This is a genomic window from Veillonella faecalis (genome assembly GCF_024677885.1).
Lineage (GTDB): Bacteria > Bacillota > Negativicutes > Veillonellales > Veillonellaceae > Veillonella > Veillonella nakazawae.
This window is the reverse complement of the sequence record NZ_JALBWL010000003.1, coordinates 178,496-205,238: the sequence shown is the minus strand read 5'-3', so window position 1 is coordinate 205,238 and position 26,743 is coordinate 178,496. Positions and strand designations below refer to the sequence as shown.

Genomic DNA, 26,743 nt, shown 5'->3' with positions numbered 1-26,743 from the left:
TTTCTATTTGGGTGTCGAAATGTAATAGCAAAAGCCGTAATTTGCCATTAAGGAGGCGATTCCGATGAAAGAGTACAGTAGTGATAAAATTAGAAATGTTGCTGTTGTTTCCCACGATGGTGCGGGTAAAACAGCTCTTGTCGAATCTTTGTTGTTAACCTCTGGTGCGGTTGATTTCGTAGGTAAAGGCCAAGATAATAAACATATTATGGACTTTGAACCTGAAGAAATTAAACGTAACGTAACAATCCAATTGGGCATGGCTCCATGTGAATGGCATGACCATAAGGTTAACTTCGTAGATACTCCAGGCTATAATGAATTCCATGGTGAAGTTCGTGCCGCTTTGCGTGCGTGCGATGGTATGTTAATGGTACTATCCGCCACATCTGGTGTAGAAACTGACACAGTTCGCGCATGGGATTATGCAGTTGAATTACAAATGCCACGCATGGCATTTATCAATAAAATGGATGTGGATGGTGCCGATTTCTTCGGTACTATTGAAAGAATGCGGGAATTATTTGGCAAAGGCATTATGCCATTGCAGATTCCTATCGGTGAAGGCGCCAACTTTGAAGGCGTCGTAGACGTAGCAAAAATGACTGCGTTTACTTACAAGGACGGCCAACCAACAGAGATTGCTGTACCAGCTCACCTTATCGAAAAGGCTCAAGAAATTCGGGAAATGACCGTAGAAGCCGCGGCTGAAGGTAGCGATGAATTGTTGGAAAAATATTTAGAAGGCGAAGAATTATCTTTAGAGGAAATTCGCCAAGGCTTGCGTGAAGGGATGATTAGTGGCCGTGTGTGCCCAATCATGTGTGGCAGTGCCACATCTCGTATTGGCCTAGATCAAGTATTGGATCGTATGATCCGTTACATGCCGGATGCAACTAAAAAAGTGATGACCGCAACTGATGCGGAAACCGGCGAACAATGTGTAGTACATGTAGATAAACCTTTAACTGCATTCGTATTTAAAACATTGTTAGACCCATTCGCAGGCAAACAAAGCTTTGTACGTATCTTCTCTGGTGAACTAAAAGAAGGCGATCGCCTTTATGATGTAAACCAAGGCGTAGAAGAAAAATGGGGCAAGATGGTTACCCTTATCGGGAAGCAACAAATCCCTGTATCTGCCGCTAAAGCTGGCGATATCGTAGTGATACCGAAATTGGCAAATGCTAAGACTGGCGATACATTAACTGCTCCTGACTTTAAAGTGACATACGACGCTATCCGTTTCCCTCAACCTCTATACACAGTGGCATTAGAACCTGTGAAAAAAGGTGAGGAGGAAAAATTAGCTGGTGCTGTTCTAAAAGTAGCAGAAGAAGATCCTACTTGCGTAGTAGTGAAAAATGCTGAGGCCCGTCAACTACAAATCGATTGTATGGGCGAGGTTCATCTCGAGCATATCCTCAACAAAATGGATCGTAAATATGGCGTACAAGCTAAACTTGTGACTCCATATATTCCATACCGCGAAACAATTAAAGGCTCCGCTGAAACCGAGTCTAAATATAAGAAACAAAGTGGCGGTCATGGTCAATATGGTCACGTTAAGATTCAAGTGGACCCATTATACGATGGAAGCGAATTTGCATTCGTAGACAAAATCTTTGGTGGTGCTGTACCTAAACAATACATACCAGCAGTGGAAAAGGGTGCCAAAGAAACCCTAGATAAAGGCTTAATTGCGGGATATCCTATGATTGGCGTGCAAGTGACACTCTTGGATGGATCTTACCATAGCGTAGACTCCTCAGAGTTAGCATTTAAAGTAGCTACGTCACAAGCTATCAAGGATGTAATTCCTAAGGCGAAACCAGTCCTATTAGAACCAATCTATGAAGTTAACGTGTTTGCACCAGATGCTTTCATGGGCGACATCATGGGTGATTTGAATAGCCGTCGAGGTCGTGTATTAGGCATGGAACAAAGTGAAAGAACAGGTATTTCTGTTGTTAAAGCACAAGTACCATTGGCTGAAATGGCCGACTATGTAACTGCATTGCGCTCTATCACTCAAGGACAAGGCGTATTTAACCGTCAGTTCTATACTTATGAAGAGGTTCCACATAAGCAAGCGGAAGAAATTATCGCTGCTCGTAAGACTCAAGAATAAAGTTAAGAACATGTCCACGTACTGTATCAAATACAGTTAGAATCACTACAACTGAATAGATAATTGCATATCGTAACAACTTAATAGCATAACAATTGACGTAAGTCATAAATTTGAATAGTATTTTACACGAGCCCTCCATATATGTAGCGTATGGAGGGCTTTTACTATATATGAAATAGATTAGGATTGGCTTAATCGATAACGGAGAATATAGGGACCTAATCATTGGTATGTATAGATGCAGTGGAAATCATAGAATTGCTAGTCCTTTATGTATATATGTGCTAACATTAAGATAATATAATTGCTTATGTATCGGGTGTTATTTCCATATATCGGGAAAGGATCGTATATGTTTTTCTCTAGCATTACTGCAGATTATACAAAAATGGGCTATCCTAAAGCTATCGTACGGGCGTTGGATTTCCTAAAAAATACAGATTTGAAAGCATTGCCTGGTGGTCGTCATGCCATTGAAGGGGACATGATGTACGCCAATGTAGACGATGTAGAAACAAAATTGTTTGAAACTACAAAACCTGAGTCTCACCGCAATTATGTAGATATTCAATTCATGGTATGTGGCGAAGAAAATATGGGCTTTTTTGTAGATAAAGGCCTCGTAAAGCCTGTGGAGTCTCATCCAGATCGTGATTGTTATTTCTACCCAAACGAAGCTGTCGATGAAGGACAAATTCATTGCCCAGAAGGGTACTATACAGTATTCTTCCCATCTGATATCCATAGACCACTATTAGCTGTTAATGATAAGCCTATTAAAATCCGCAAGGTTGTTGTAAAAGTGCATGTGGATCTCTTAGGCGAGTAATCCTATGAAGCGATATGAAATTATAGGTGTCTTACTAACCCTATTAGGTGCTGTTTTATGGGGCGTATCAGGTGCTTCAGTACAGTTCTTAAGTAACTTTAGGGATATGAACTTGGAATGGCTAGTCACCATGCGGTTAATTACAGCAGGACTGTTGACTGTTATCTATGCATGGTTTAAATATGGTAATTCTATCTTCCATGTCTTTCGTAGTTTAAAAGATACAGCAGGCCTTATCGTTTTTGGCGTATTTGGCATGGCTTTATGCCAATATACATACTTTAAATCTATTGCTTTAGCAGGAGCCGGTATTGCGACGGTACTCCAATACTTGGCGCCATCAATGATTATTATTTATATGCTAGCTCGTTATGGTAAAAGGCCCTCTAAAGGGGAAATTATCTCCGTTATACTGGCCTTGGTAGGTACGATTTGTTTGATGGGGAATGATGGCTTTTCTATGGAGCAATTCCCACTAGCAGTGCTCGTATGGGGACTCCTATCTGCTGTAGGGGTCGCTGTATATAGTGTTTCTCCTGTAGATTTATTATATAAATATGGAACCTTGCCTATTGTAGGATTTGGTATGCTTCTCAGTGGTATTGTTGCTGCTATTTTATTTCATCAGCCAAATTCGTATGCTATGTGGGATGTATGGACTGTGGTGGGTTGTTTTAATGTAGTATTTCTCGGTACGATTGTATCATTTAATGCGTACCTTGAAGGGGTTAAACGCATTGGCGCCGTTCCAGGATCCATCTTATCATCTATTGAACCAATTTCCGCGGCCTTCTTTGGATGGGCTTTTTTAGATAATCAATTTAGTATATTAGGGATAATGGGCATGGCTATGATTATTGCTACTGTTATTATAATTGCTCTAGAAAAACGTACATAGTTTGAGGTCTCTTTGCTGGATATTGCATTTAGAGGCCTCTTTGTTATGATTGTACATAATGTAAAAGTAGTTGTTAGAGGAGGTTGTATGGAGGAAAAACAATGGAAAGGTATGGGCCTTGCCATTTTAGGGGCCCTATTTTGGGGGCTTTCAGGCACATCTGTACAATTCCTTGAAAATACAAAGCATATCAATGTGGAGTGGCTACTAGAAGCGCGTTTGCTCATAGCAGGTATATTGACGATAGGCCTTGCCTATATAAGGGATGGTAAGTGTATTTTCTCTATCTTTAAAGAACCAAAGGATATAGGGAAATTATTAGTGTTTGGTATTTTAGGTATTGCTTTAGCTCAGTACTCATACTTCAAGGCTATTGCCATTTCAGGAGTCGGTATTGCTACGGTCCTTCAATATGTTGCGCCTACGCTGATCATTATCTATTTATTTTTGAGATACTTTAAAAAGCCATCTGTACCAGAGCTTTTCTGTATTGTATTAGCCTTGGTGGGAACACTCTGTATCGTCATGCAAGAAGGGCTAGATATTTCGAACTTTAATGTGCTTGCTTTATTCTGGGGGCTTGCATCGGCATCCAGTATCTGTGTATATACATTGCAACCTATTGAGCTATTAAAGAAATATGGCACCACATCCATTGTAGGCTTTGCCATGTTTATTTGTGGTATTTTATCCTTAGCTATGTTTCAACAAGTAGAATCGGAAGCCCTCTGGGATGGCATGACCTGGTTAGGATTATTCGCCATCATTATACTTGGTACGGTCGTATCCTTTAATGCTTATATGGAAGGGGTTAGACTCATTGGTGCTGTACAAGGCTCTATACTTTCATCATTAGAACCAATCTCAGCAGCGATCTTTGGATGGGTATTGCTAGGGAATCGTTTTACGCTGGTCGGTATTTTTGGCATGATTTGCATCATTGCAACCGTATTTATTATCGCCTGGGATCGACACCGTCAAATCAAACGAGAAGTACTAGAAAAACTGAATAAAGTAGAAATGAAATAAACAAACGAAAACACATATACCATGAGGTATATGTGTTTTTTGTAATCAAATATTATATTTTTTCTAATATTTTTTCAAATAATAGTTCTAGTTTCTGTAAGTCGCCATGTACGGTTCCGTCCATATAGGTATTATATATAGTATCATCTTCAGAAACACGAATTTGAGCTTTATACCCCTTTGATAATGCTAATACTCGAATAACTTCACGTTGTGTGCGACCATTACCTTCCCTAAATGGATGAAAGAAATTTAGGCAATCTAAGATTTTAGCTAAGTTCTTAATTATACTTTCTTTTGTATTGGTTTTTTGATGATATGTATTTAGCAAATCATTTATAAAGTTCTCGGCAGAGCTAAATGATTGTATCGACATAAAAGGATTGCCACTCTTTGTAATATTAACTTTTCTATATTGACCGGCCCAAGAATAAACATCTTGGAATAAATACTTATGGAGCTTTAGTATATCAGTCATAGAATATACTGGAATTGGTAACATATATAAATCTGCAAGCCGTTTTGATACATATAAATGCTCATTATTTTTTGCTAAGTTAGGATCTAGAATGTTTTGTTTATTTATTAATACAAATGAATTTTCATAGGTATAGAAATTATCTAAATCTATGTACTGGTAACCTTCGTATTGGTTCTTAGCCAATTTGTAGTTCCTTCCTTCTGTTTGTAACATAATTTTTTAATTCTAGAACTGATTCAGTTGTAGGAGTGAAGTCTTCAATCATAGATGAACCTACGGCATACCAAACTGCATCAAAGTCCTCATAATTATCAAATTGTACATCTAAAATGGTGAGTTTTTCTTTATTAACATTTAATGTCATAGGCACCTCCTTTGTTACTATTATTATATCATAGCTAGTCTCTTTATATTGTATACATGACCTATTTGGTTGACTATTTACTTATCTATTCATATAGTTAATATATAAGTACTAATTAATTTTTAGGAGGTTCCTATGTCTGTAAAAGATTTCGTACAACAACGCCGCGATGATTTTATTGCTTTACGTCGTGATTTTCATATGTATCCAGAGCCAGCTTGGCTCGAATATCGTTCTGCCGCTAAAGTAGCTGAAAAGCTAATTGCCTTAGGTTATGATGTGGCACTCGGTGCAGAAGTGCTTGATTTAGATTCTCGTATGGGTTTGCCGAGCGAGGATGTTATGAAAGCAGCCATGGCTCGTGCTATGGATGAAGGTGCTGATCCTGAACTAGTAGAGAAGATGGGCTATGGTAAAACAGCTATTGTGGCAACTATGAAGTTTAGTGATGATGGTCCTGTAGTAGCGTTCCGTGCAGATATGGATTCCAATGATGTAATCGAATCTAAAGCATCTAACCATATTCCTGCTAAGAATGGTTTCCGTTCCCGCCATGAGAAGGCTATGCATGCTTGTGGTCATGATACACATATGACAATGGGCCTTGGCCTTGCTGAATATATTGCTACACATAAGGATGGCTTGAAGGGTACTATTAAACTTATCTTCCAACCAGCAGAGGAAGGCGTACGTGGTGCTAAAGCGATGGTAGAGGCTGGCGTAGTAGATGACGTTGACTTGATGTTCGGCATGCATATCGGATTCAATGAACAGTTATCTAATTGCTTTGCTTGTAGTGATCATGGCTTTTTAGCAACTACAAAACTTGATGCTGTATTCCATGGATATTCTTCCCATGCAGGTGGTTCTCCAGAAAAGGCTCAAAATGCCATGCTTGCAGGCTGTACAGCTGTTATTAACTTACAAGCCATTGCTCGCCATAGTGGGGGTGCATCTCGCATGAATGTAGGCGTTTTTGAAAGTGGTACAGGTCGCAATGTTACTCCTGATGTAGCAACACTTAAATTAGAAACTCGTGGTGCTACTACAGAGATCAATGATTATATGATTGAACGCACTAAGACCATTATTAAAGGTGCTGCAGAAATGCATGATTGTACCTTTGAAATTACAAAACAAGGTGAAACTCCTGCAGGCCGTATTAGCGATGATTTAGCTCGCGAAGTACAATCTATCATTGAACCATTGGGTATCTTTAAAGAGGTGCCATTTGATTATAGCGGCGGCGGTAGTGAAGACTGTGCGTATTTCTTAAATCGTGTTATTGATCGTGGTGGTCGAGCAACCTATATGGTATTGGGCTCAGCTATTAAAGCACCTCATCACAATCCATTATTCGATATCGATGAAGAAGATATGTTAAACGGCATTGTTGCATTAGGTACAATTGCTACGCACTATTTAAAATAGGCCATATTGATTGAGATATTGTGATGCTTACATCCAAACTATAGATGCATGACTATATAGATGCATAACTATATAGATGGATGCATAGAAATATGTATAGTGGGCTATAAGTTAGATGTAATATGGGGATTAGATTGTGAGGTGTTATATGATCCAACGAGAGCGATTAGCTAAGGACTTTGATGCTATGGCACAGTTGACTGCACCTGGTGAAGGTATTAATCGTCTAGCTTTCACCGATGCAGATTGGGAAGGTCGCCAATATATTATTGACCGCATGATTGATGCGGGACTCACAGTGGAAACTGATGAGTTCGGGAATGTTATAGGCTATAAGGTTGGTAAGAATCCTGACTTACCGATTGTCATGGTTGGTTCTCATACGGATAGCGTACCTAATGGGGGCAATTATGATGGTGTTGTAGGTGTATTATCTGCTATCGAAGCGGTTCGCAGTATGACTGATGATGGTTTTGAACATGACCATACCATTGCAGTAGTAGACTTTATGTGTGAAGAGTCTAGCCGCTTTGGAGCAGCTACATTGGGTAGTAAAGCTATGCGCGGTGAATTGACATTGCAAGATTTACATCGCTTAGTAGATAAACAAGGCATTTCCTTGTATGATGCATTAAAAGAACGTAATTTAAATCCAGATGCTATTGAGCATATGGAATATAAGAGACCTGTAAAGTCTTTCACAGAAATTCATATCGAACAAGGTAAGGTGCTAGAGCACGAAGCTAAACCTATCGGTGTTGTAACCGGTATTGCCGCACCAGAGCGGTTCTATGTAACCATCCGTGGCAATGCGGATCATAGTGGAGCTACACCAATGAACTTGCGTCATGATGCGCTCTGTGGGGCTTCTAAAATCATTCTTGGCATTGAAGAGATTGCATCCATGCAAGAAGAGCCTCCAGTGGTGGGTACAGTCGGTGTAGTAGAGGTTGTGCCAGGAGCGATGAACGTTATTCCTGGGGCCGTTAAACTGGGCGTAGATATTCGCAGTATTTCTAAGGTGGCCCGAGATTCTGTAGTTACCCTCATTAAGGAATTTATTGATGTTATTGCAGAGAAACGAGGCTTATCCTATACGATTGAGCCTGTTGCAAAGGATCATCCTGTAGTGATGAATCCGGTTATGATTCGAGAAATTGAAGAGGCTGTTCAGTCTGTAGGCGTAGACTATATGACTATGCCAAGTGGTGCTGGTCATGATGCCATGCATTGGGCTGATGTAGTTCCTACAGGAATGATTTTTATCCCATGCCGTGAAGGTATCAGTCATAATCCGGCTGAATTTGCAGATATGGATGACATCGTTACGGGAGCTAAGATATTAGACACGGTGCTAAGAAAGCTTAGCTTAGAAAGTACTAAACTTAACTAGGTTGAGTACTGTGGAATATTTGATGTAGATATAATTTAGTTAGATCTGTGTTAACTAGCTAAAATATCATATTTTACGTGGTTAGAAGGGTGTATTCCGTAATAGAATGGCAAAGAATACTTGCTATTGGTAGGGAATACATGGATTGGAGAGATTATGGTTATTGCTGGTATTGTTATCGTAGTGGCAACGTTTATTGCCATTATTAAGCAGTTTGAAACACGGCTTGTGTTGTTATTATCGGGCTTATTAATGTGCTTTATTGGTGGACAGCTTAGTGCTGGTACGACAGCCTTTGTAAAAGAGCTTACAAATCCAGGTCTTGTACCAACTATTTGTACAGTGCTTGGTTTTAGTTATGTTATGGAGTATACAAAATGTACAGAGCACATGGTATATTTCATCTCTGCAGGCCTTAAAAAAATGACTAAAATCATCATCCCTGGTGCTGTTATTATTACGTTCTTGATCAATATAGCGTTGCCTACAGCGGCAGGCTGTGCAGCTGCAGTAGGTGCTCTATTAATTCCTGCACTTATTCGCTCCGGTGTGCATCCAGCGATGGCAGGCTCTGCTATTTTCTTAGGGACTTGGGGTAGTGCATTGAGTCCTGGTCTTATGTTTAACCCTCAAGTAGCACAACTTGCCGGTGAAGACGTAATGACCGTTATCGCTAGCTTTTCTATGCAAGCCATTATTGGCATTGTCGTAGCAGCTATTTTGCTCAATATCGTAGCTATCGTTAAGAAAGAGCATACAGGATATGTATTGAAAGAGGCTAACGAAGAAGAAGGTAAAGAATTTAAAGTAAATTATTTATATGCTATCATCCCAATTATTCCGCTTGTATTACTCGTACTCGGTAGTAAACAAGTAGCAGTGATTCCTGAAATTTCTGTTCCTGTATCTATGCTCATTGGTACAGCTATCGGTATTATTGCCGTACGTCCTAATGTAACGGAAGCAGTTAAGAAATTCTTCCGCGGTACTGGCGATGGTATGTGTGATGTTGTGGGTCTTATGGCTGCGGCGGCAGCCTTTACAGCTGGTATGCAATATATCGGCCTTACAAGTGCACTCATTGATGGTATGAAGAACTCTCAACAAATCGCTCAAATCGGTGCAGCCTTTGGTCCATTCTTATTGGCAGTTATCTCTGGTTCTGGTAATGCGGCAGCTCTTGCATTTAACGGAGCTGTAACACCGCATGCGGCAGACTTTGGCTATGGCATTATGCAACTCGGCTCCATGGCTCAATTGGGTGCTGGTATCGGCCGTAGTATGAGTCCAGTAGCAGGTGCAGGTATCATCATTGCTGGCCTTGCAGGTATTAACCCTATGGAAATGGCAAAACGCAATGCTGTACCATGTATTATTGCTACAGTAGTGATTATGCTCTTGTTACTATGATTAGATTAAAATGTAGCGGTAAAACTATAAATTCATAAATTACAGATATATTAAAGACGTTAAATTTTAGAATACATAATAAAAGAACCCTATTGTGATCAAAATGAACTGCACCCCAAAAATTGTGTCCAATTTTTGGAGGTGCAGTTCAATCATGATAGGGTTCTATTTATATGTCTTTATATTATTTAAGTTTGAAGCCAATCCAGAGAGCGGAAATAATAAATAAGCCACCACTAACCCAGAATAGGGTAGTAAAGCCTAGCCATGCCATAAGGCTAGCACCACCAACAGACCCTAAGAAATAACCAAAAAATAAACAAGACTGATTATAGGAAAATACTTGGCCTGTAAATTCTCGAGGCGTTTTTGAAGAGAGGTAAGTGTTTAAGGCAGGCAACATGCCACCTAAACCAAAACCTTGTAGGAACCTGATGATTGCCAGTTGATATACATCAGAAACATAGGCTTGAGGGATATTTAGAATCCCTACATAAATAAGAGATACTACTAATACTTTCCGTGGCCCGATCTTGTCGACTAATTTACCTAGTGGAGAACTACTCATAAGTTGAGCAATACCCATAGCGGAGAATACAGCGCCTGCAATAAATGCTAGATTTTCTGTATCACTAGGAACGATTCCCTTAATATATACAGAGATAACAGGTTGTAAGGACATGATGCATATTGCATAGATAAAGGACGCTACACATAATGCGACAATACTATTAAATTCCGGTATTTGCTCTTTCAACTTACGGATGGAAAGTTTTTCAGGATTCGGTTGTGGTACATAATTTTCATGGATGAATATAGTAGCCAGCACACCAGCTAAACCCATGAGCGTACCGACGATGATGAAGTCATTGCGAATGCCTACTGTATCTGCAATATATCCGCCCAATAAAGGTCCTATTAGTGAACCAGCAAGATTAGCAGATGCTAATAATCCTAAGGCCCAACCTGTCCGCTCAATAGGTGATTCTGAAGCTATTAATGTAATTGATGCCGAGTAAAAGCCACTTACTAGACCTTGGATGAGCCGGATTAAAACAACCCCTTCGGGTGTAGTTTGAAAAGCAATTAATATATTGCATAATGCCATGCCAAAGCTAGATCGTATTAATGTAATTTTACGACCTTTTTTGTCGGCAACACGCCCCCAAAATGGTGCTGCTAAGCAAACGATTATATAGGTTGCACCTGTGGCTAAGCCAGACCATAAGGACATAGCTTCTGGAGTTTGTACGCCTAAATCATGAAAGTATAAAGGCAGAATTGGAGCTAACTGGCTTACACCAAAGGCTGTACAGAATACACAGACTAAACTGATGTACACCGTTCGTTTCCACGTTTCCAAAGTATCCCTCCTTTCTTAGTCTTAGTACGTTCTTAATAAAATAATACTCTTATTTCTTTTTGATTTCATCCCAGTCACTTAAATCTGGAAGCGTATTGCTTGTCATAGATTCCTGGATCCAGTAGTTAATGGAGGTTAAGTTGCTAGAATCCCGTTCAAAGCCATATACGATACCTTCTTCTCCGTCGTTTTCTATAGTGATATAGAGGGAAATGTGTAAGTTTTTACCTTTTCCACGGTCGATGAAGTAGCTAATACCTTGATCGTCGAGGCTAGAAGGGCGAACCGCCATGATATCATACTTGCCATTGGCTACGCCTTCTAAGGCATCCTTGATCATTTGATTGGAAAGTTCATATTGATTGAGGTAGAAGATATCGTTGTCACAAGTTAATACATATTCTCGAGGAGGCGTAGTGTTTTTGTACTGTTTCTCCCAACTTTCATCAATCACAGGCAATGTGGCATTATCATAGAAGTCTTTAATTAAAGTGAGACCTGCAGGAATGGACATTTCTTTAAAGTATCTTATTTCATATACTCTAGGATCCACGTTTTCATCTAGTTCGCTAGGCTCCTCAATGTAGCCGTATAGATAGATGGTACAAGCATTTTTATCTTCATTGTGGAACATAACGATGCTGTACACATCGTAAATTACGTTCTCTATGGATTGGCGATTATCATAGATGATAAAGCTGAGATATTTTTGTGTATCCCACTCACGCTCGATGAAATTCCAGTCGTATTTATTAGTGCGCCAACCAGTAGTAGAGTCCTCGAAGATTTCTAATACATCTACGGAGTTTTGAGGCCAAGCAGGGGGCATAGGATTACATGTTGTAGAAGATTGTTTTATGCCTTTTTTGTACTGATAGTGTCCATCAACGAGTTCAAAGGCCTCTAATCGCTCAGATGCTTCGTCAGGGATTGCCAACGGTTCACCAGTGCCTAACCAATTATCATTTCTTGTGTTGAGGCGATTGATGCTTTCACGAGCATGCTCGTAGAAGGTAACGGCTTGGTCTAAATCAGGTTCTTTTGTCATGGCACCAATTTCGTAGCAATAGCCGGCGGCCAGTTGCCATAGATGATCTGCATAGTCATAACTACCGTATCTATCGTAACATTTGCTAGCCTTATTAACGCACTCTATGGCGGTTCTTATGGCAGGGGTGTTACCTTTCCTGAAAGTAAATACATAAGCGAGATACGGCCAAATAGTATCAAGAGTGTAAATCGCTGGTTGTTGCAATAAGTGAGCGATGCGAGACCAGTCTTGGGACTGACCATCGATATTTAATGTGCGAAGAATAATGGCTTGCATTGTAACATAAGCGTGGTCATTAAAGTCTAAATAATCTGGGCTTATAGCAGCACGTTCGTAGTATTTGAGGGCCTTTTGAATATTCTGAGGGATTCGTTTGTTAGACTTACATGGTTTTGCATAGTAATCGGCAGCTTCACGCAAGCACATGCCATTATTCATGGTTACGCCACGCTCAAAATATTCGAGAGCTCGTTCATGCTCCCCGCGAGACTTACAAATATCGCCAGCTAAATACATCATGAGTGGCAAACCTGCTGCAGCCCCTTCAAAAATAACTTGTTCTTCCATTGCCTTATTATTTTGCTCGGCATAGGTAAGGCGAAGGTTGCGGTACGCAATAACAAGACCTGCCGCTGCAGATTTATGTAACCATTGCTGCGCAATGGCGGTTACCTTATTTGCCAATCTACGTTGATCTACTTGGGCAAATAAAGATTTTAAAAAATGGACAACACCAGATGGTTCACCTTCATTAACTATCTTTTGTGCAGATGGCAAGAGGCGGTAATCTCCCCATTGGAATACATTGGCAATGGCGTAGGCACAGTAAGAACAACCCTTTTGGGCGCCCTCATAGACGCGCTGGAATGCTTGGTCCTTCGTCATAGGCAACTCTTTTTCAATAGTAGGTGTAAGGGCACCAGAGGTACGCATAGCCTGTAAAATAGCGATGGCACTGCCTTTGCGAATAGCCGTATGTAAATAACTATACGCCTTTGTGTCATCCTCAGGAAAGCCTGCTTCAATCCACGTGAACTGAGGGCCAGAATAGACGCGTGCCAAAATGGCGTACGCATCGCCAATACCTGGAATCTTTTGGCCTTCCTCGTCAAGTTTCACAAGGGCATCAAGCTCAGCCTTGCCCACCCAAGCGATATCTTTATTACACTGGTGGAATATTTTATTGAAAGACTGTTGTATTTGATCAGTGAAATAAAAACTCATACTCTCTCCTTCGCATAATAATCAGTAGAAGCTGATAACATATGTAATTTCAGTATACTATTAGTGTTTAGAGGAAAACAATATAAATTATCGATTGCTTGAGGAATAATATATTCAATTTTAATTATTTATATTAGAATAGATAGAAAACTGGGTGTGATATAACAATAAAAGGGATGAATATGAGAAATATAAATTTTGATATGATGATTGCCGTATTTGGAGCTTGATATTATTATTATTATTTATCTATATATTTTTGTATTGATTATATTTACATAGCTTTAATTTGTAGATATCCTTCGGTATGAGAGAGAAGAGAGCTTTATTTTAATGTGGTTACATAATGAAATTTCACTATTTAAACAAAATATAGAAATGCTGCGAGTGAATCAACGTATAGGCCGATTGGCATTTTTGTGGGCTGTGCTCGGTTTAATGGGAAGTAAATTTTTAGCGTACCTTCTATTTGTGGTATTGATAGGATTTATTCAAGATGGTCTGTTTCAAGGCAGTACATATTTGTCATATATTTATTTTGGATGTTTGCAGATTATACATGTAATTGCATCTATTTTTATTCTCAAACGTAGACTAAATGACTGTGGTTCATCCTTGTGGTATATGATATTAGTTCCCATAGCATACCTAAGTTTGTGGGTGTATTGGGGGATGAGTTTTAGTTGGGAATCTATATCTGAAACCTTTATCAATACAGGCTTTCATTGGGACGGATTTTTCTGGCAGTATTTCATCTTGGCTTGCTTTGCGTTGCCTCTTAGTGTACCGGATTCTAATAAGTATGGTTTAGATGAAGGACGAGATAGCTATAATAACTATATTATTTCCTATACTCGAAGTTCCACGATTACTAAAGCTACAAATAATAGTAAATTTGACTATATTTGTAGCTGTATATGGGATGTTTTATTTGCTAGAATCTTTGATGTTAAGGGAAGGACTCCTGTATCAGCTTTTTGGGTTGGTCTCATAGGAACTCGTCTTTTCATGGATGTCATTATGAATATGGTTATAGCCGTAGTATCGTTAATTGTTCAGCTTGGTATACCTCTTTATATACCACGTTGGGGATTTATGGCTATCCTGATATGGCCAGCTATAGCAATGATTACATTAGGCATACGTAGACTTCATGATTCCCTATTAAGTGGGTTATGGATTATTGGTCTTTTCGTTCCGTATATTAATATTTTTGTTAGTTATCATCTTTTGTTTAAAAAATCTTGGCATATTGAAAGTTAAGATTCTCCTTGACTTTCATTCTATAGAAACATTATAATCAGATTATAATTTTATACTCGCCTAAAAGAAACCGATGAGGTGGAGATAAAAATAGGAAATGCACTCACAGAGAGCGGGATTAGCTGAGAACCCGTAGTACGCAGCTTATTAAATGGACCACCGAGGGCGCATGGAACAGAATGAATTTCATTCCTAGTATGGTGCGACGTCACACGAGCGTTAGTCGTGAGGGATATGTTAGTATCCTGCGAAAGAGGAATGCGCTGCATTCAAACAAGGTGGTACCGCGATTTATAGCATAATACAAGTATTTTCTAATACTCTTGTAAAAATAGAACTATAGACTCGTCCTTGACGTTACATTGTCATGGGCGAGTTTTTTTATTGGCAACTGCCAGATGGAGGTTCTCATGATTTTTCCTAGTCTTGACCGTGTGAAAGCTATCGCACCGGGCTACGATATCGTGCCTGTATATATGGAAATTTTATCCGACGTACGCACACCGATTAGTGTGTTGAAAGCGTTAAAACAAGTGAGCAGTCATACGTACTTGCTTGAAAGTGCGGATAATAGTAATCATTGGGGCCGTTACTCCTTCTTAGGCTACGATCCTAAGATTGAGCTTTTCTGCAAAAATCATAAAATGACTATTAAAGACGGTACAACACGTACCTTTGAGTGCTCTGATCCAGCTGCAGAGATTCGCAATATTTTGAGCCAATATAAAAGCCCTCGTTTAGAAGAATTACCAACCTTCACAGGCGGCTTTGTAGGTTACTTTGCTTGCGAATATATCCGCTATATCGAGCCAACCCTCGATTTCCCAACACCAGATGATGACTCTGCTATGGTCAACGATGTAGACCTTATGCTCTTCGATAAGGTAATCGCCTTTGACCATTACAAAAACAAAATCTACCTGATTGCTAACATCAGTACAAATGATTTAGAACGCAACTACAACAAGGCTGAGCTTGAGTTAAAAGCATTAGCTGATCTCGTAGTAAACGGCAAAGAGGCAGATGTTCCAAAAGGTATTCTTAAAACAGAGTTCACTTCTGAATTTACAAAGGATGAGTTTGAAGCAGTTGTTAAAAAGACACAACATTACATCAAGGAAGGGGATATCTTCCAATGTGTTGTATCTAACCGCCGTGAAGCTGAGTTCGATGGCAGCTTGTTAAATGCGTACCGCGTATTGCGTACATTGAACCCATCTCCATACATGTTTTACCTATCTGGTGGCGATGTAGAGCTTACAGGTGCTTCTCCAGAAACATTGGTAAAATTGACAGACGGCAAAATGTATACCTTCCCAATTGCAGGTACTATGCGCCGCGGTAAAACCGAAGCAGAGGACCTCGCTATTGAAGAAAAACTCATTAACGACGAGAAAGAGTTGGCTGAACATAACATGCTCGTTGACCTTGGCCGTAATGACCTAGGTAAAATTGCTAAATTCGGTTCCGTACAAGTAGAGGCGTTACATATGTTGCAACGTTTCTCCCACGTAATTCACATTACATCTACTGTAAGCGGCGACATTCAAGATGGTAAAGATGCTCTCGATGCTATCGGTGCTACATTGCCAGCTGGCACATTGTCCGGGGCTCCTAAAATTCGTGCTATCGAAATTTTACATGAACTTGAAAAAAGCCCGCGCGGTGTATACGGCGGCGCTGTAGGTTACATCGATTTCTCCGGTAACATGGACGTATGTATCGGCATCCGCATGGCTATGAATAAAGGCGGTAAGGTTTATGTTCGAGCTGGTGCAGGTATCGTTCGCGATAGTGTTCCTGCTAGTGAATATAACGAAACCTTGATCAAAGGCCAATCCATGATTTCCGCAATTACAGACGCACAGGAGGTAGAATAATGGTACTCCTTATAGATAATTACGATAGCTTCTCCTTCAATTTATACCAATTAGTAGGCTCTATCGATCCAGACATTAAAGTTATCCGCAGCGATGAATTAACAGTTGAAGAAATCCGCGCTTTAAAACCAGATTACGTGATACTTTCACCAGGACCTGGTAGACCAGCTGATGCGGGCGTATATGAAGACCTATTGCGCGAATGCAAAGGTGAATTCCCAATCCTTGGCGTATGCCTAGGTCATCAAGCCATCGGCGAAGTATTCGGCGGCACCGTATCCTATGCAAAACAAGTGATGCACGGCAAACAAAGCGTAGCTAAACAAGTACACCCATCCAAAATCCTTAAAGGCGTACCAGAACAATTTGAAGTGGCTCGCTACCACTCCTTGGCAATCATTGATGAAACCATGCCAAGCGAGCTCATCGTCACATCCGTTACAGACGACGGCGAAGTAATGAGCGTAGAACACAAAGACTACCCAATCTACGGCGTGCAATTCCATCCGGAATCTATCATGACACCGAACGGGGAACAAATGATTCGCAATTTCTTAGAAAAATAACCACTGTTTAATTTAGGTATTCGAGGGGCCATTCTTAGCCTCTAGAACGATCGGGCAGAAATAAGGTCTCTCGGAACTCCGATGGCCACCCACCCCACTATGTAGGGCCGCCAAGTCGTTCCTTAAGACCTTATTTCCTGCCAACATAATCTTGGCAGTACCTATAATAGCCCCTCTACAATACATATATCGAACAGTAACTATATTTTTCTAAAGAAATATGCGAACCAGAACCCCTAATATAAGAAAAAGTGGTGCAAAGCACCACCTTTCCCACTCCCCCTATAAAGGGATGACCTGTGCGTTACTCCATATAATGCGCAGGATCATTTGATAATAGTTTGTTTGAGGGATATCTATTAAATTGGTATGATTTTTTAGCTGATAGGTGCGATTGGGTTATGTGCGAAGCCGACTTGGCGCCCCGCATAGCGGGGGGTGGCCACTTGGAGGCTGAGGGCATGACCCAATCGGTACCGACTAGGTAGATATGGTATCAATTTAATAGATATCCTCAAAAGGAGATATAAAATGATTAAAGACGCATTATATGCAGTAACGCATGGTCAAGATTTATCCTACGACCTTGCAAAAGATACAATGAACAAGATTATGAGCGGCGAGGTAGCCGAGGTGCCTATGGCAGGTTTCTTGTGCGCTTTGGCGGCAAAAGGGCCTACTGTAGATGAGGTTACAGCGTTCGCTGAGGTTATGCGTGAGAAAGCAGGTTCTGTACCTCATGAAGGTACTGTTGTGGAAATCGTAGGTACTGGCGGCGACGAAGCGAATACGTTCAACATTTCTACTACATCTGGTTTTATCATTTCTGCAGCAGGTATTCCTGTAGCAAAACATGGTAACCGCAGTGTATCCAGTAAATGTGGCGCTGCTGATTTAATCGAAGCATTAGGCGCTAAATTAGAGCTTAATGGTGAACAAAACGAGGCAGTCCTCAATAAAGCAAATATGTGCTTCATGTTTGCTCCTGTATATCACCAAGCTATGAAGTATGCAGGCCCTGTACGCAAAGCATTAGGTGTTCGTACTGTATTCAATATCCTCGGACCTTTGGCAAACCCAGCAGGTGCTACTGTAGAGTTGATGGGCGTGTACGATAAATCTTTAGTAGAACCATTGGCTCGCGTGTTGGCTAATCTTGGGGTTAAACGCGGTGCTGTAGTACACGGCTTTGATGGCCTTGATGAAATTACGGCTACCAACAAAACGTATGTATGCGAAATTAATAATGGTACTTTCACAAGCTACGAATTCGATCCTAAGGACTATGGTTTCGAATACGCTGATAAAACTGAGCTTGAAGGTGGCGATGCTACTGTAAATGCTGAGATTACACGTCGTGTTCTCGGTGGTGAGCAAGGTGGTAAACGCACAGCAGTTCTTCTCAACGCTGGCATGGCGATTTACCTTGCAAAAGAGGGTATTACATTAGCAGAGGGCATTGAAGAGGCGAAAAACATGATCGACTCTGGCAAGGCGCTTGCTACAATGGAACAATTTGTGAAAGCAACCCAAGAGGTATAACCATTGATTTTAGATAAGATTGTAGAGGCTACCAAAATTCGGGTAGACCAAGAAAAACAGGTAGAAACGCCTGAGGCTGTAAAAGCAGCGGCGTTGGCGTTACCATCTGATACAGGATTTCCTTTTGAAGCAGCCCTTCGTCAGCAAGACTTTAACTTCATTTGCGAAGTAAAGAAGGCATCTCCATCTAAGGGCATTATTGCCGAACATTTCCCGTATTTAGACATCGCTAAAGAATATGAGGTTGCTGGTGCAGCAGCCATCTCTGTACTGACAGAGCCAGATTTCTTTAAAGGTGATAAGAAATACTTACAAGAAATTGCTAGTACCGTAAAAATTCCTGTCCTTCGTAAGGACTTCATCATCGATGAATACCAAATCTACCAAGCAAAGGTATGGGGCGCTAGTGCAATCCTCTTAATCTGTGCATGCCTCGATGTACCAACATTGACCAAGTTCCGTGAGTTAGCGGACTCTCTTGGCTTGTCCTCTTTGGTAGAGGCCCATGACGAGCACGAAGTACAAATGGCTATCGATTGTGGGGCACGCATTATTGGCGTTAATAACCGCAATTTGAAAGACTTTACTGTAGACGTACAAAATAGTGTGCGCTTGCGCAATCTCGTTCAAGACGATGTGATTTTTGTATCTGAAAGCGGTCTAGAAACGCCAGAGGATATTCAAGTGTTGCGGGATAACAATATCGGCGTAGCCTTGATGGGGGAAACCTTCATGCGTTCTCCTAACAAGGTTGAAAAGTTGGCATATCTTTATGGACCCACATACTACACGCCAAAGGTTAAGATGTGTGGCATCTCTAAAGTAGAAACAATTCCGGCTATTGTAGATGCAAAGCCAGACTACATGGGCCTTGTATTTGCACCGAGCAAACGGCAAGTGACGGTAGAGCAAGCTAAAATATTAGTGGAAGAACTTCATAAACAATACGCAAAAACATATAGTGCAGTTGAAGCGCCAATGAATGCTGAAACAGCACAAGATAGTAAGAAATTTGTCCAAGAAAATCCTAATTTTGAGAACATCAAAACGGTAGGTGTTTTTGTAAATGAAACAGTAGATAACCTCGTTACAATTGCTAAAGAAGCCAATCTTGATGCGGTGCAATTGCACGGGGATGAAGATGAATCTTTCATCCAAGCTCTTAAAGAGAGAACGGATGTAGAGGTTTGGAAGGCTGTTCAAATCCGTAGCGCTGCAGATGCAGAAGCGTGGATCGATAGCAGTGCCGATATGCTATTATTTGATGCGTACCATAAGGATGAACGAGGTGGTACGGGTGAAGTGTTTGACTGGTCTTGCTTAGATGAGTTTGAACGTCCATTTATGCTTGCAGGTGGTATCGACAGTACTAACGTGGCGCGTGCTATTCGCACAGTTCGCCCTTACGGTATAGATATTAGTAGCGGTATTGAAACAGATGGCGTGAAGGACGATGAGAAAATTAAAGCTTTCACCAACATTGTGAGAATAATAGCTCACTAAATCACAAAAAATACATAAATCTAAGATATAATAATATTTTAGACACATCCGATGGAATTCATCGATTGTTGAGATAGATGCCAATAGTAACGCTATACAGGCGTGTTAGTAGGAATGGCATATGGAAAGGTTAGTTATATGAGTGAACAAAGACATGGTTATTTCGGCTCCTTCGGTGGCCAATTTATGCCAGAAACATTGATGAATGCAGTCATCGAATTGGAAGAGGCATACAACAAGTACAAAGATGATCCTGATTTCGTGCGCGAACTCGAGGATTTACATAAAAAATATACAGGTCGTCCATCCCTTTTATACTATGCAGAACGCATGACAAAGGATCTTGGGGGCGCTAAAATCTACTTAAAACGTGAAGATTTGAACCATACTGGTTCTCACAAATTGAATAACGTAATCGGTCAAATGTTATTGGCAAAGCGTATGGGTAAAACTCGCGTTATTGCTGAAACTGGCGCAGGTCAACACGGTGTAGCAACAGCTACTATCGCTGCGTTGATGGGCATGGAATGTGAAGTATACATGGGTGCTGAAGACTGTGAACGTCAAGCGCTTAACGTATACCGTATGGAGTTGTTAGGAACTAAGGTGCATCCTGTAACAACTGGTACAAGTACATTAAAAGATGCTGTTTCTGAAGCGATGCGCGAATGGACAAACCGTATGTCCGATACGCACTATGTATTGGGCTCTGTTATGGGCGCTCATCCATTCCCTATGATCGTTCGTGATTTCCAATCTATTATCAGCCGCGAAGCACGTGAGCAAATCCTTGAAGCAGAAGGTAAATTGCCAACAGTTGTTATGGCTTGTGTAGGCGGTGGCTCCAATGCGATGGGCATGTTCTATCACTTCATTCCTGATGAAGGGGTTCGCCTTATCGGTTGTGAAGCAGCTGGTCGTGGTGTTGATACAGAGGAACATGCAGCAACAATCGCAAAAGGTTCTGTGGGTATCTTCCATGGCATGAAATCTTACTTCTGCCAAGACGAAGACGGCCAAATTGCTCCAGTATATTCTATCTCTGCAGGTCTTGATTACCCTGGCATTGGACCTGAACATGCGTACTTGCACGATAGTGGCCGTGCTGAATACGTGCCTGTAACGGATGATGAAGCAGTGGATGCATTCGAATACTTGTCTCGTTTAGAAGGCATTATTCCAGCTATTGAAAGTGCTCATGCAGTGGCACATGCTCGTAAAATTGCTCCTACCATGAGCAAGGATGATATCATTATTATTTGTTTATCTGGTCGCGGTGACAAAGACGTAGCGGCTATGGCGAAATATAGAGGGGTGGATCTTCATGAGTAAAATTAAAGACGCTTTCACAAAGGGTAAGGCATTCATCCCATTTATCAGCGCTGGTGATCATGGCATTGAGAATACAGAACGTTATATTCGCGTCATGGTGAAAGCTGGCGCCGACATGGTAGAAATTGGTATTCCCTTCTCTGATCCAACAGCGGAAGGTCCAGTTATCCAAGAAGCGAGCACACGCGCATTATCTACAGGCGTAAAAATTCACGATATCTTTGATATGGTGCGTCGTTTGCGCACAGGTGAAGATGCAGTGACTATCCCACTCGTGTTCATGACCTACTTGAACCCAATCTATGTATTCGGCCGTGAAAAATTCTTTACCCTCTGCGAAGAGGTCGGTATCTCTGGTGTTATCGTGCCAGATATGCCGTTTGAAGAAAAAGAGGAACTTGCGAGTGTAGCCAATAAACACGGTGTTGAAGTGGTATCCTTGATCGCTCCCACATCTGAAAACCGCATCGAAATGATCGCAAAAGACGCAGAAGGTTTTGTGTACTGTGTGTCTTCTCTCGGTGTTACAGGCATGCGTAGCGAAATTAAGACAGATATTAAATCCATCGTTGAGACCATTCGCAAATATACAGATATTCCTGTAGCCGTTGGTTTCGGTATTTCTAAGCCAGAACAAGCGGAAGCGATGGCTCGCGTATCTGATGGTGCTATCGTAGGCTCTGCTATCGTTAAAATCGTTGCAGAACACGGTGAACATGCTGACCAAGCGTTATTTGACTACGTACAATCTATGAAACAAGCGGTACAAAAAGCTAACGCATAATAAAATAGATAATACAATACATAATAAAAAGGACGTTATACATGTGTATAACGTCCTTTTTAGGTTAGTTAGTTTAGTTATGTGTTATATGACTGGATAACCAGTTATGAAAGGGGAATGATTAGCCGTTTGTAGATTCGGAACGTTGATGTTGTTCACTGCGTTTTGCAGTGGCATTTTTGTCATGTTTTTCGCGTTCGGAAATTCTATGTTTTCTATGTTTCTTTTGATCTGGTTTGAACCATGGATGAGCACTGCTGTCTACTGTACCATCATCATTCTTTTCCATGCGATGGTTTTCACCGATTTTGAAGTGGTAATCTTTAGCTTGCGCTACATTAGCACCAATGCCTACTGTTAAGAATGCTGCCAAGCTGGCCATAGCTACTACTTTAGTCAATTTAGCGTTCATAAGTGTTATCTCCTATACAAACTTAATTGCACGAATTTTAGTTGTAAAAAATATATTATTAGTATAGGTAAAATTAATGAAGAAAAAATGAAATGTAAGCCTTGGTAAAGCATAGTATAATAGTAATAGCTAAGTTTGTATAATATCTAAATATAGTAGGAGTTTTATGAAACAGAGAGTATATGAAATCCTCTATCGCGAGCTAGTAGAAAACTATGCAAATGGTAAAGGACGAACAACGACAGCCGACTTTTGGCTCACCATAAGTGCTATGACCTTTGTATATGGTCTAGTTACATTTATAACAGGTCTTGCGACCTTCATTCCTTATGGATTTCTATATGCCATATCCTTAGGGGGCGGCGTATTAACTGCATTGACGGTATTATTAACATTGCCGACTATTATGCTAGTAGCAAGACGGTTGCGTGATTCCAACAATGATCCAACATTGATGATTCTTGTCTTTGTTCCTATTTTAGGATGGTTGGTTTTGCTCTACCTATTATGTAAACGGTCGGCTCCAACACAAGAAGTAAACGTAACTAATGAACAAATATCTGCAGAACCAAGTATAAAGGAAAAGAAATCAATTTCGGGTGTATTCATCGTGGCTATCCTTGTTTTAGGTTGGATTACTAGCAGTGTAGGGACATCTATGATGGGGCATAATTATATGGTAGAAGAAACTGCCTTTGGGAACTTGGGGCAGGGGGCTTTCACCAAAAAAGCAAACCGTTTACTACGTAGTGATTCTGCTACAACAGAAGGTTATCTAGTTGTGAAAGAGTATTACCAAGCACTTGCGAATGGCGATTATCATAGTGCGTATCGAGAATTGAGTAGTCGTGAAATGGAACGATATGGTACCTTTGATCTTTGGCAACAGGCTAAGGCGAAGGAACAACGTTCTGCTGTGGAATCTATACAATTAGACTATGTGTCTAAAGATATTGATGATGATGTAATTGTGGATTATATCGGATATAGAGTGGACTTTGTAGATAAAAGACCATCTATGTTAGTACGTTTATATAGTGTGGGTAACGGTTGGAAAATCGTAGGTTTTGAAGAGTTTGAGGAGGACTAGTATGGCATCTGTAAATGTATATGATTTAAACTATACCGATGCCTTCGTGCTAGGCATCAAAAACTACGCCAATTTTAAAGGTCGTGCGAGCCGTAGTGAATACTGGCGATTCATGGCTGGAATGATGATGGTTCAAGGAACACTAGGGGTTGTAGCCATTCTTTGTAAAGGTATTGGTCTTTATAACTTCGAGTCTATTATTGATACGATTACGTTGTTAGTCACTTTATTTTTCGTGATTCCCAATATCGCCATCACAACGCGACGTATGCATGATATTGGCCGTAGCGGCTGGACTCAGCTAATTTCTTTTATTCCTATTATAGGGTTCTTTATATTCTTAACTTACGAATTGAAACGTGGCGATGAAGGAGAGAATAGTTACGGTGAAAGAACTGCCTATATTCCTATTACTGCTAGCGTAAGTCAATCCACGGGGCTTGAAGAAACTCCATCTCGAAAACAAGACTGGATTATGGGCATTACCATATTTGTTCTTCAATCCATCGTATTTGGAGATACCATCGGTGATATATTATGGTATGGTATTAATGCTAATGGCTACATATAGTATTAACCTGCATTAAATAGCATCATTATTATTTTATTTTATAAAAGTTTAACAACTCCTTTATAGACAATATAACACTTTGTAGTAAAATGAAATCAAGATGAATTTAAAAATATAGATATGGTTACGTTACAACATATCTAAGTTACTATATGTGTTAAGAACAACAGGACTTTATGAGCTTCACTGTTTCCTGCTGTGAATGGAAGGAGTTTAGTATGAGACCTTGTCCCTATTGTGGACACGAGGTGTTAAAAAGTGAACGATACTGTCCAAACTGTGGACGTATTCGTAAAGCACCCATTTCGTTAGATAAATATAGTCTAGGCATGATTGAAAACTTTAAACAATGTTTTGTTTATAAATACGCTGACTTTGAAGGGCGTGCTAGCCGTAGCGAATATTGGAATTTCTTTTTGGTGTATCAATTGCTATTTGTGGCTATTCTATTCACCTGTGCATTCTTGAGCTATATTAGTCCGCTCTCTAGTGTAGTTGGCGTTGGCTTCGGGCTAGTCATTCTTGTACTTATGTCCGTCGTTATGGTCATCCCTAGCGTGGCTGTTGCAGTACGACGCTTGCACGATCAAGGCCGTTCTGGCGGACTTGTCTTTGTGGGCCTCGTTCCTGTCATTGGTACAATTATATTGTTAGTGTTAATGGCTCTTCCTGGTGAAAGCCATACAAACCGTTTTGGCTCACCAACAGGGCACGTTATCCTCACAAAGCAAATGGCTCATGAAATTGGTTTGATTGATGCTACACCTACCACAGGCCTTACAGCAGGATTACTATGTGCAATCTTTGTGCTGTGGTTCTTGGTGGATCGATTGCTAACGACAAGTGTGATGTAAAAATGACAACTCTCCTTATAGCTTCACTATAGGGAGAGTTTCTTTTTTAGTTAATTTAGATGTCTATTTATTGTCGCATATTGTTTTGGTGCTACTATTTTAATACAATAGTTTTACTAGAGGTTAAACGTATATAGGAGAGCGTGTATGAATGGTATAAATTGGTGGCGTCGCTTAGGGATAGTCTGCTGCGTGATGGTAACATTAGGTTGTATTAGTGGTTGTCAGTGGAATTTAGATAATCTAAAGCAATATAGTCAAGATTCATCAGCAAGAGACAGTAAAAAGGATGAAACGAAGAGGGTGTTTCGCTTCTATTTGGCTGCTACAAATGAGTTTAACTACAATGAGGTTAAATACGGTAGCCAATATGATCTAATCTGGCAACAGGCAAGTTCAAATGAACCACTAACGGATTTTAAGGTACAGGATTATGAGCGTCTTGAACAGGAACTAGTAGCTGCTAAAGAGGCAGGTCGTTCATACGAGGATCTTGAAAGCACAACAGATGCTCTATTGCCTATCTTGCATGACATCGTAAGCGATGTAAAGGCTTTAGATTCGTATTATAAAGCAAAGCAGTATGAAAAAGATAATTATGCATTTAGTCAAGCTACACTAGCTAAGCTTTCAGCGTTATTAGAAGTATTTGAACCAAAATATGAAGCGTTAAATGAGGCAGTTGCGGCTGCTCATAAAAAAGAACGTAATAAAGATATTGAGTTGATGCGCTCGAATGGTCAAGTGAATGGTGCTCATATGATAGAGATGATGGGGTACTATAGTGATATTGTTAGCCATATAATTGAGCGAGGGCCTAATAGTGATGTGCAATGGGTGAAAGCTCAAAAGGACGCAGCCAATGCAATTGTACCTAAGTTTACGTCTGTGGAGGTACAAAATCGGATTGAACAAGCTAAGAATCTTGATGCGGCTATTGATGCATTTGTAGCAGAACAAAGTGCTGAGACACATCATGAGGTAATTTCACAATATAATGAGCTAGCTCGGACACCGATGAATTTTAAATTACTAGATAAAGTACAAGATGCTTATATACCTGAAGGTATATAGTTTACTTGTTGACAATTTCCCCGTTTGAGTCCTATAATTATCTATTATATGAATATTGCGTTGAAAAAGACGGCATATCTCAGACGGATTTAATAGAGACCAAACTCATGGGCTGAAAGGTTTGGAAATCTAGAGATTTGCGGATCACTTTGGAGCAAGCAGGAACCCTGCCGGTGAACACCGTTATATGTCTAAGTGGCTTTCACAAAATGAAGCCTAGTTATTTCGTATGCTCGGAATATTCTAGCTTTCACAGAAGGTCAGT

At 40.4% G+C, this 26,743-nt stretch carries 23 protein-coding genes; 18 read left to right on the top strand and 5 right to left on the bottom strand.

Annotated features, from left to right (window positions below; genetic code table 11):
• Positions 1–64 precede the first annotated feature (64 nt).
• The 4 genes from fusA (at position 65) to MOQ65_RS07600 (ending at position 4,890) form a co-directional block, all read left to right on the top strand.
• On the top strand, positions 65–2,131 hold the full coding sequence (gene fusA / locus MOQ65_RS07615) for an elongation factor G (RefSeq protein WP_060925032.1): 2,067 nt from the start codon (positions 65–67) through the stop codon (positions 2,129–2,131).
• Positions 2,132–2,486: 355 nt separating this feature from the next.
• Positions 2,487–2,963, top strand: coding sequence for a NanQ anomerase/TabA/YiaL family protein (locus MOQ65_RS07610; protein ID WP_227720643.1), 477 nt, complete (start codon positions 2,487–2,489; stop codon positions 2,961–2,963).
• A 4-nt stretch (positions 2,964–2,967) separates the two neighbouring features.
• Positions 2,968–3,861 carry a DMT family transporter gene (locus tag MOQ65_RS07605; protein WP_257847175.1) on the top strand — a complete coding sequence of 298 codons (894 nt, stop codon included), beginning with the start codon at positions 2,968–2,970 and terminating at the stop codon, positions 3,859–3,861.
• 87 nt (positions 3,862–3,948) lie between these two features.
• On the top strand, positions 3,949–4,890 hold the full coding sequence (locus tag MOQ65_RS07600) for a DMT family transporter (RefSeq protein WP_257847174.1): 942 nt from the start codon (positions 3,949–3,951) through the stop codon (positions 4,888–4,890).
• Positions 4,891–4,942: 52 nt separating this feature from the next.
• Here the strand turns inward: MOQ65_RS07600 and MOQ65_RS07595 are convergent, their stop codons facing one another.
• Together MOQ65_RS07595 and MOQ65_RS07590 are read right to left on the bottom strand one after the other, a co-directional pair.
• Positions 4,943–5,554, bottom strand: a complete 612-nt coding sequence (locus MOQ65_RS07595; protein ID WP_257847173.1) for a Fic/DOC family protein — start codon at positions 5,552–5,554, stop codon at positions 4,943–4,945.
• Complete coding sequence (locus tag MOQ65_RS07590; RefSeq protein WP_060925036.1) at positions 5,547–5,735, bottom strand: hypothetical protein; 189 nt, start codon at positions 5,733–5,735, stop codon at positions 5,547–5,549. The genes MOQ65_RS07595 and MOQ65_RS07590 overlap by 8 nt, the downstream gene beginning before the upstream one ends.
• 135 nt (positions 5,736–5,870) lie before the next feature.
• On the opposite strand from MOQ65_RS07590, the gene MOQ65_RS07585 reads away from it, so the two are divergent.
• The 3 genes from MOQ65_RS07585 (at position 5,871) to dcuC (ending at position 9,969) form a co-directional block, all read left to right on the top strand.
• Complete coding sequence (locus MOQ65_RS07585) at positions 5,871–7,166, top strand: amidohydrolase (protein ID WP_257847172.1); 1,296 nt, start codon at positions 5,871–5,873, stop codon at positions 7,164–7,166.
• Between the two features lie 148 nt (positions 7,167–7,314).
• On the top strand, positions 7,315–8,559 hold the full coding sequence (locus MOQ65_RS07580; protein ID WP_257847171.1) for a M20 family metallo-hydrolase: 1,245 nt from the start codon (positions 7,315–7,317) through the stop codon (positions 8,557–8,559).
• Positions 8,560–8,715: 156 nt separating this feature from the next.
• On the top strand, positions 8,716–9,969 hold the full coding sequence (gene dcuC, locus MOQ65_RS07575) for a C4-dicarboxylate transporter DcuC (protein ID WP_257847170.1): 1,254 nt from the start codon (positions 8,716–8,718) through the stop codon (positions 9,967–9,969).
• 184 nt (positions 9,970–10,153) lie between these two features.
• Here dcuC and MOQ65_RS07570 read toward each other — a convergent pair whose 3' ends face one another.
• Positions 10,154–11,332 (bottom strand): MFS transporter, encoded by a 1,179-nt coding sequence (locus MOQ65_RS07570; protein WP_257847169.1) that lies wholly within the window; start codon positions 11,330–11,332, stop codon positions 10,154–10,156.
• 49 nt (positions 11,333–11,381) lie between these two features.
• Positions 11,382–13,607 (bottom strand): SEL1-like repeat protein, encoded by a 2,226-nt coding sequence (locus MOQ65_RS07565; RefSeq protein WP_257847168.1) that lies wholly within the window; start codon positions 13,605–13,607, stop codon positions 11,382–11,384.
• Between the two features lie 333 nt (positions 13,608–13,940).
• On the opposite strand from MOQ65_RS07565, the gene MOQ65_RS07560 reads away from it, so the two are divergent.
• The 7 genes from MOQ65_RS07560 (at position 13,941) to trpA (ending at position 22,477) form a co-directional block, all read left to right on the top strand.
• Positions 13,941–14,870 carry a DUF805 domain-containing protein gene (locus MOQ65_RS07560; protein WP_005387551.1) on the top strand — a complete coding sequence of 310 codons (930 nt, stop codon included), beginning with the start codon at positions 13,941–13,943 and terminating at the stop codon, positions 14,868–14,870.
• 410 nt (positions 14,871–15,280) lie between these two features.
• Complete coding sequence (locus tag MOQ65_RS07555) at positions 15,281–16,750, top strand: anthranilate synthase component I family protein (protein WP_105083450.1); 1,470 nt, start codon at positions 15,281–15,283, stop codon at positions 16,748–16,750.
• Positions 16,750–17,316 carry an anthranilate synthase component II gene (locus MOQ65_RS07550; RefSeq protein WP_213467546.1) on the top strand — a complete coding sequence of 189 codons (567 nt, stop codon included), beginning with the start codon at positions 16,750–16,752 and terminating at the stop codon, positions 17,314–17,316. Before MOQ65_RS07555 ends, MOQ65_RS07550 begins: the two co-directional genes overlap by 1 nt.
• Before the next feature lie 531 nt (positions 17,317–17,847).
• On the top strand, positions 17,848–18,858 hold the full coding sequence (gene trpD, locus MOQ65_RS07545; RefSeq protein ID WP_257847167.1) for an anthranilate phosphoribosyltransferase: 1,011 nt from the start codon (positions 17,848–17,850) through the stop codon (positions 18,856–18,858).
• A 3-nt stretch (positions 18,859–18,861) separates the two neighbouring features.
• Complete coding sequence (trpCF, locus tag MOQ65_RS07540) at positions 18,862–20,361, top strand: bifunctional indole-3-glycerol-phosphate synthase TrpC/phosphoribosylanthranilate isomerase TrpF (protein WP_257847166.1); 1,500 nt, start codon at positions 18,862–18,864, stop codon at positions 20,359–20,361.
• A gap of 138 nt (positions 20,362–20,499) precedes the next feature.
• Positions 20,500–21,693, top strand: a complete 1,194-nt coding sequence (trpB, locus tag MOQ65_RS07535) for a tryptophan synthase subunit beta (protein WP_257847165.1) — start codon at positions 20,500–20,502, stop codon at positions 21,691–21,693.
• A complete protein-coding gene (gene trpA, locus MOQ65_RS07530; protein ID WP_257847164.1) occupies positions 21,686–22,477 on the top strand; it encodes a tryptophan synthase subunit alpha in 792 nt (263 codons plus the stop codon). Before trpB ends, trpA begins: the two co-directional genes overlap by 8 nt.
• A 121-nt stretch (positions 22,478–22,598) precedes the next feature.
• On the opposite strand, the gene MOQ65_RS07525 is transcribed toward trpA, so the two are convergent.
• On the bottom strand, positions 22,599–22,889 hold the full coding sequence (locus MOQ65_RS07525; protein WP_155086864.1) for a hypothetical protein: 291 nt from the start codon (positions 22,887–22,889) through the stop codon (positions 22,599–22,601).
• A gap of 166 nt (positions 22,890–23,055) precedes the next feature.
• Between MOQ65_RS07525 and MOQ65_RS07520 the strand changes: the two genes are divergently transcribed.
• From MOQ65_RS07520 to MOQ65_RS07505, 4 genes are all read left to right on the top strand, one after another.
• Positions 23,056–23,979 (top strand): DUF805 domain-containing protein, encoded by a 924-nt coding sequence (locus MOQ65_RS07520; RefSeq protein WP_257847163.1) that lies wholly within the window; start codon positions 23,056–23,058, stop codon positions 23,977–23,979.
• 1 nt (position 23,980) lies between these two features.
• Positions 23,981–24,550: a DUF805 domain-containing protein gene (locus tag MOQ65_RS07515; protein WP_257847162.1), complete on the top strand. Its 570-nt coding sequence runs from the start codon at positions 23,981–23,983 to the stop codon at positions 24,548–24,550.
• Between the two features lie 218 nt (positions 24,551–24,768).
• Positions 24,769–25,404 (top strand): DUF805 domain-containing protein, encoded by a 636-nt coding sequence (locus MOQ65_RS07510; RefSeq protein WP_257847161.1) that lies wholly within the window; start codon positions 24,769–24,771, stop codon positions 25,402–25,404.
• Positions 25,405–25,551: 147 nt separating this feature from the next.
• Positions 25,552–26,478: a putative RqcH family protein gene (locus MOQ65_RS07505; protein ID WP_178884253.1), complete on the top strand. Its 927-nt coding sequence runs from the start codon at positions 25,552–25,554 to the stop codon at positions 26,476–26,478.
• Positions 26,479–26,743: the final 265 nt, after the last annotated feature.

What these genes read in the sequence shown, in the direction of transcription:
- MOQ65_RS07585 (WP_257847172.1), top strand. Translation starts at nt 5,871, where the DNA reads ATGTCTGTAAAAGATTTCGTACAACAACGCCGCGATGATTTTATTGCT.
- MOQ65_RS07525 (WP_155086864.1), bottom strand. Translation starts at nt 22,889, where the DNA reads ATGAACGCTAAATTGACTAAAGTAGTAGCTATGGCCAGCTTGGCAGCA.
- MOQ65_RS07565 (WP_257847168.1), bottom strand. Translation starts at nt 13,607, where the DNA reads ATGAGTTTTTATTTCACTGATCAAATACAACAGTCTTTCAATAAAATA.
- MOQ65_RS07610 (WP_227720643.1), top strand. Translation starts at nt 2,487, where the DNA reads ATGTTTTTCTCTAGCATTACTGCAGATTATACAAAAATGGGCTATCCT.
- MOQ65_RS07590 (WP_060925036.1), bottom strand. Translation starts at nt 5,735, where the DNA reads ATGACATTAAATGTTAATAAAGAAAAACTCACCATTTTAGATGTACAA.
- MOQ65_RS07555 (WP_105083450.1), top strand. Translation starts at nt 15,281, where the DNA reads ATGATTTTTCCTAGTCTTGACCGTGTGAAAGCTATCGCACCGGGCTAC.
- trpD (WP_257847167.1), top strand. Translation starts at nt 17,848, where the DNA reads ATGATTAAAGACGCATTATATGCAGTAACGCATGGTCAAGATTTATCC.
- MOQ65_RS07580 (WP_257847171.1), top strand. Translation starts at nt 7,315, where the DNA reads ATGATCCAACGAGAGCGATTAGCTAAGGACTTTGATGCTATGGCACAG.
- MOQ65_RS07520 (WP_257847163.1), top strand. Translation starts at nt 23,056, where the DNA reads ATGAAACAGAGAGTATATGAAATCCTCTATCGCGAGCTAGTAGAAAAC.
- MOQ65_RS07560 (WP_005387551.1), top strand. Translation starts at nt 13,941, where the DNA reads ATGTGGTTACATAATGAAATTTCACTATTTAAACAAAATATAGAAATG.
- dcuC (WP_257847170.1), top strand. Translation starts at nt 8,716, where the DNA reads ATGGTTATTGCTGGTATTGTTATCGTAGTGGCAACGTTTATTGCCATT.
- MOQ65_RS07510 (WP_257847161.1), top strand. Translation starts at nt 24,769, where the DNA reads ATGAGACCTTGTCCCTATTGTGGACACGAGGTGTTAAAAAGTGAACGA.
- MOQ65_RS07605 (WP_257847175.1), top strand. Translation starts at nt 2,968, where the DNA reads ATGAAGCGATATGAAATTATAGGTGTCTTACTAACCCTATTAGGTGCT.
- MOQ65_RS07550 (WP_213467546.1), top strand. Translation starts at nt 16,750, where the DNA reads ATGGTACTCCTTATAGATAATTACGATAGCTTCTCCTTCAATTTATAC.
- MOQ65_RS07505 (WP_178884253.1), top strand. Translation starts at nt 25,552, where the DNA reads ATGAATGGTATAAATTGGTGGCGTCGCTTAGGGATAGTCTGCTGCGTG.
- MOQ65_RS07515 (WP_257847162.1), top strand. Translation starts at nt 23,981, where the DNA reads ATGGCATCTGTAAATGTATATGATTTAAACTATACCGATGCCTTCGTG.
- fusA (WP_060925032.1), top strand. Translation starts at nt 65, where the DNA reads ATGAAAGAGTACAGTAGTGATAAAATTAGAAATGTTGCTGTTGTTTCC.
- MOQ65_RS07600 (WP_257847174.1), top strand. Translation starts at nt 3,949, where the DNA reads ATGGAGGAAAAACAATGGAAAGGTATGGGCCTTGCCATTTTAGGGGCC.
- trpB (WP_257847165.1), top strand. Translation starts at nt 20,500, where the DNA reads ATGAGTGAACAAAGACATGGTTATTTCGGCTCCTTCGGTGGCCAATTT.
- trpA (WP_257847164.1), top strand. Translation starts at nt 21,686, where the DNA reads ATGAGTAAAATTAAAGACGCTTTCACAAAGGGTAAGGCATTCATCCCA.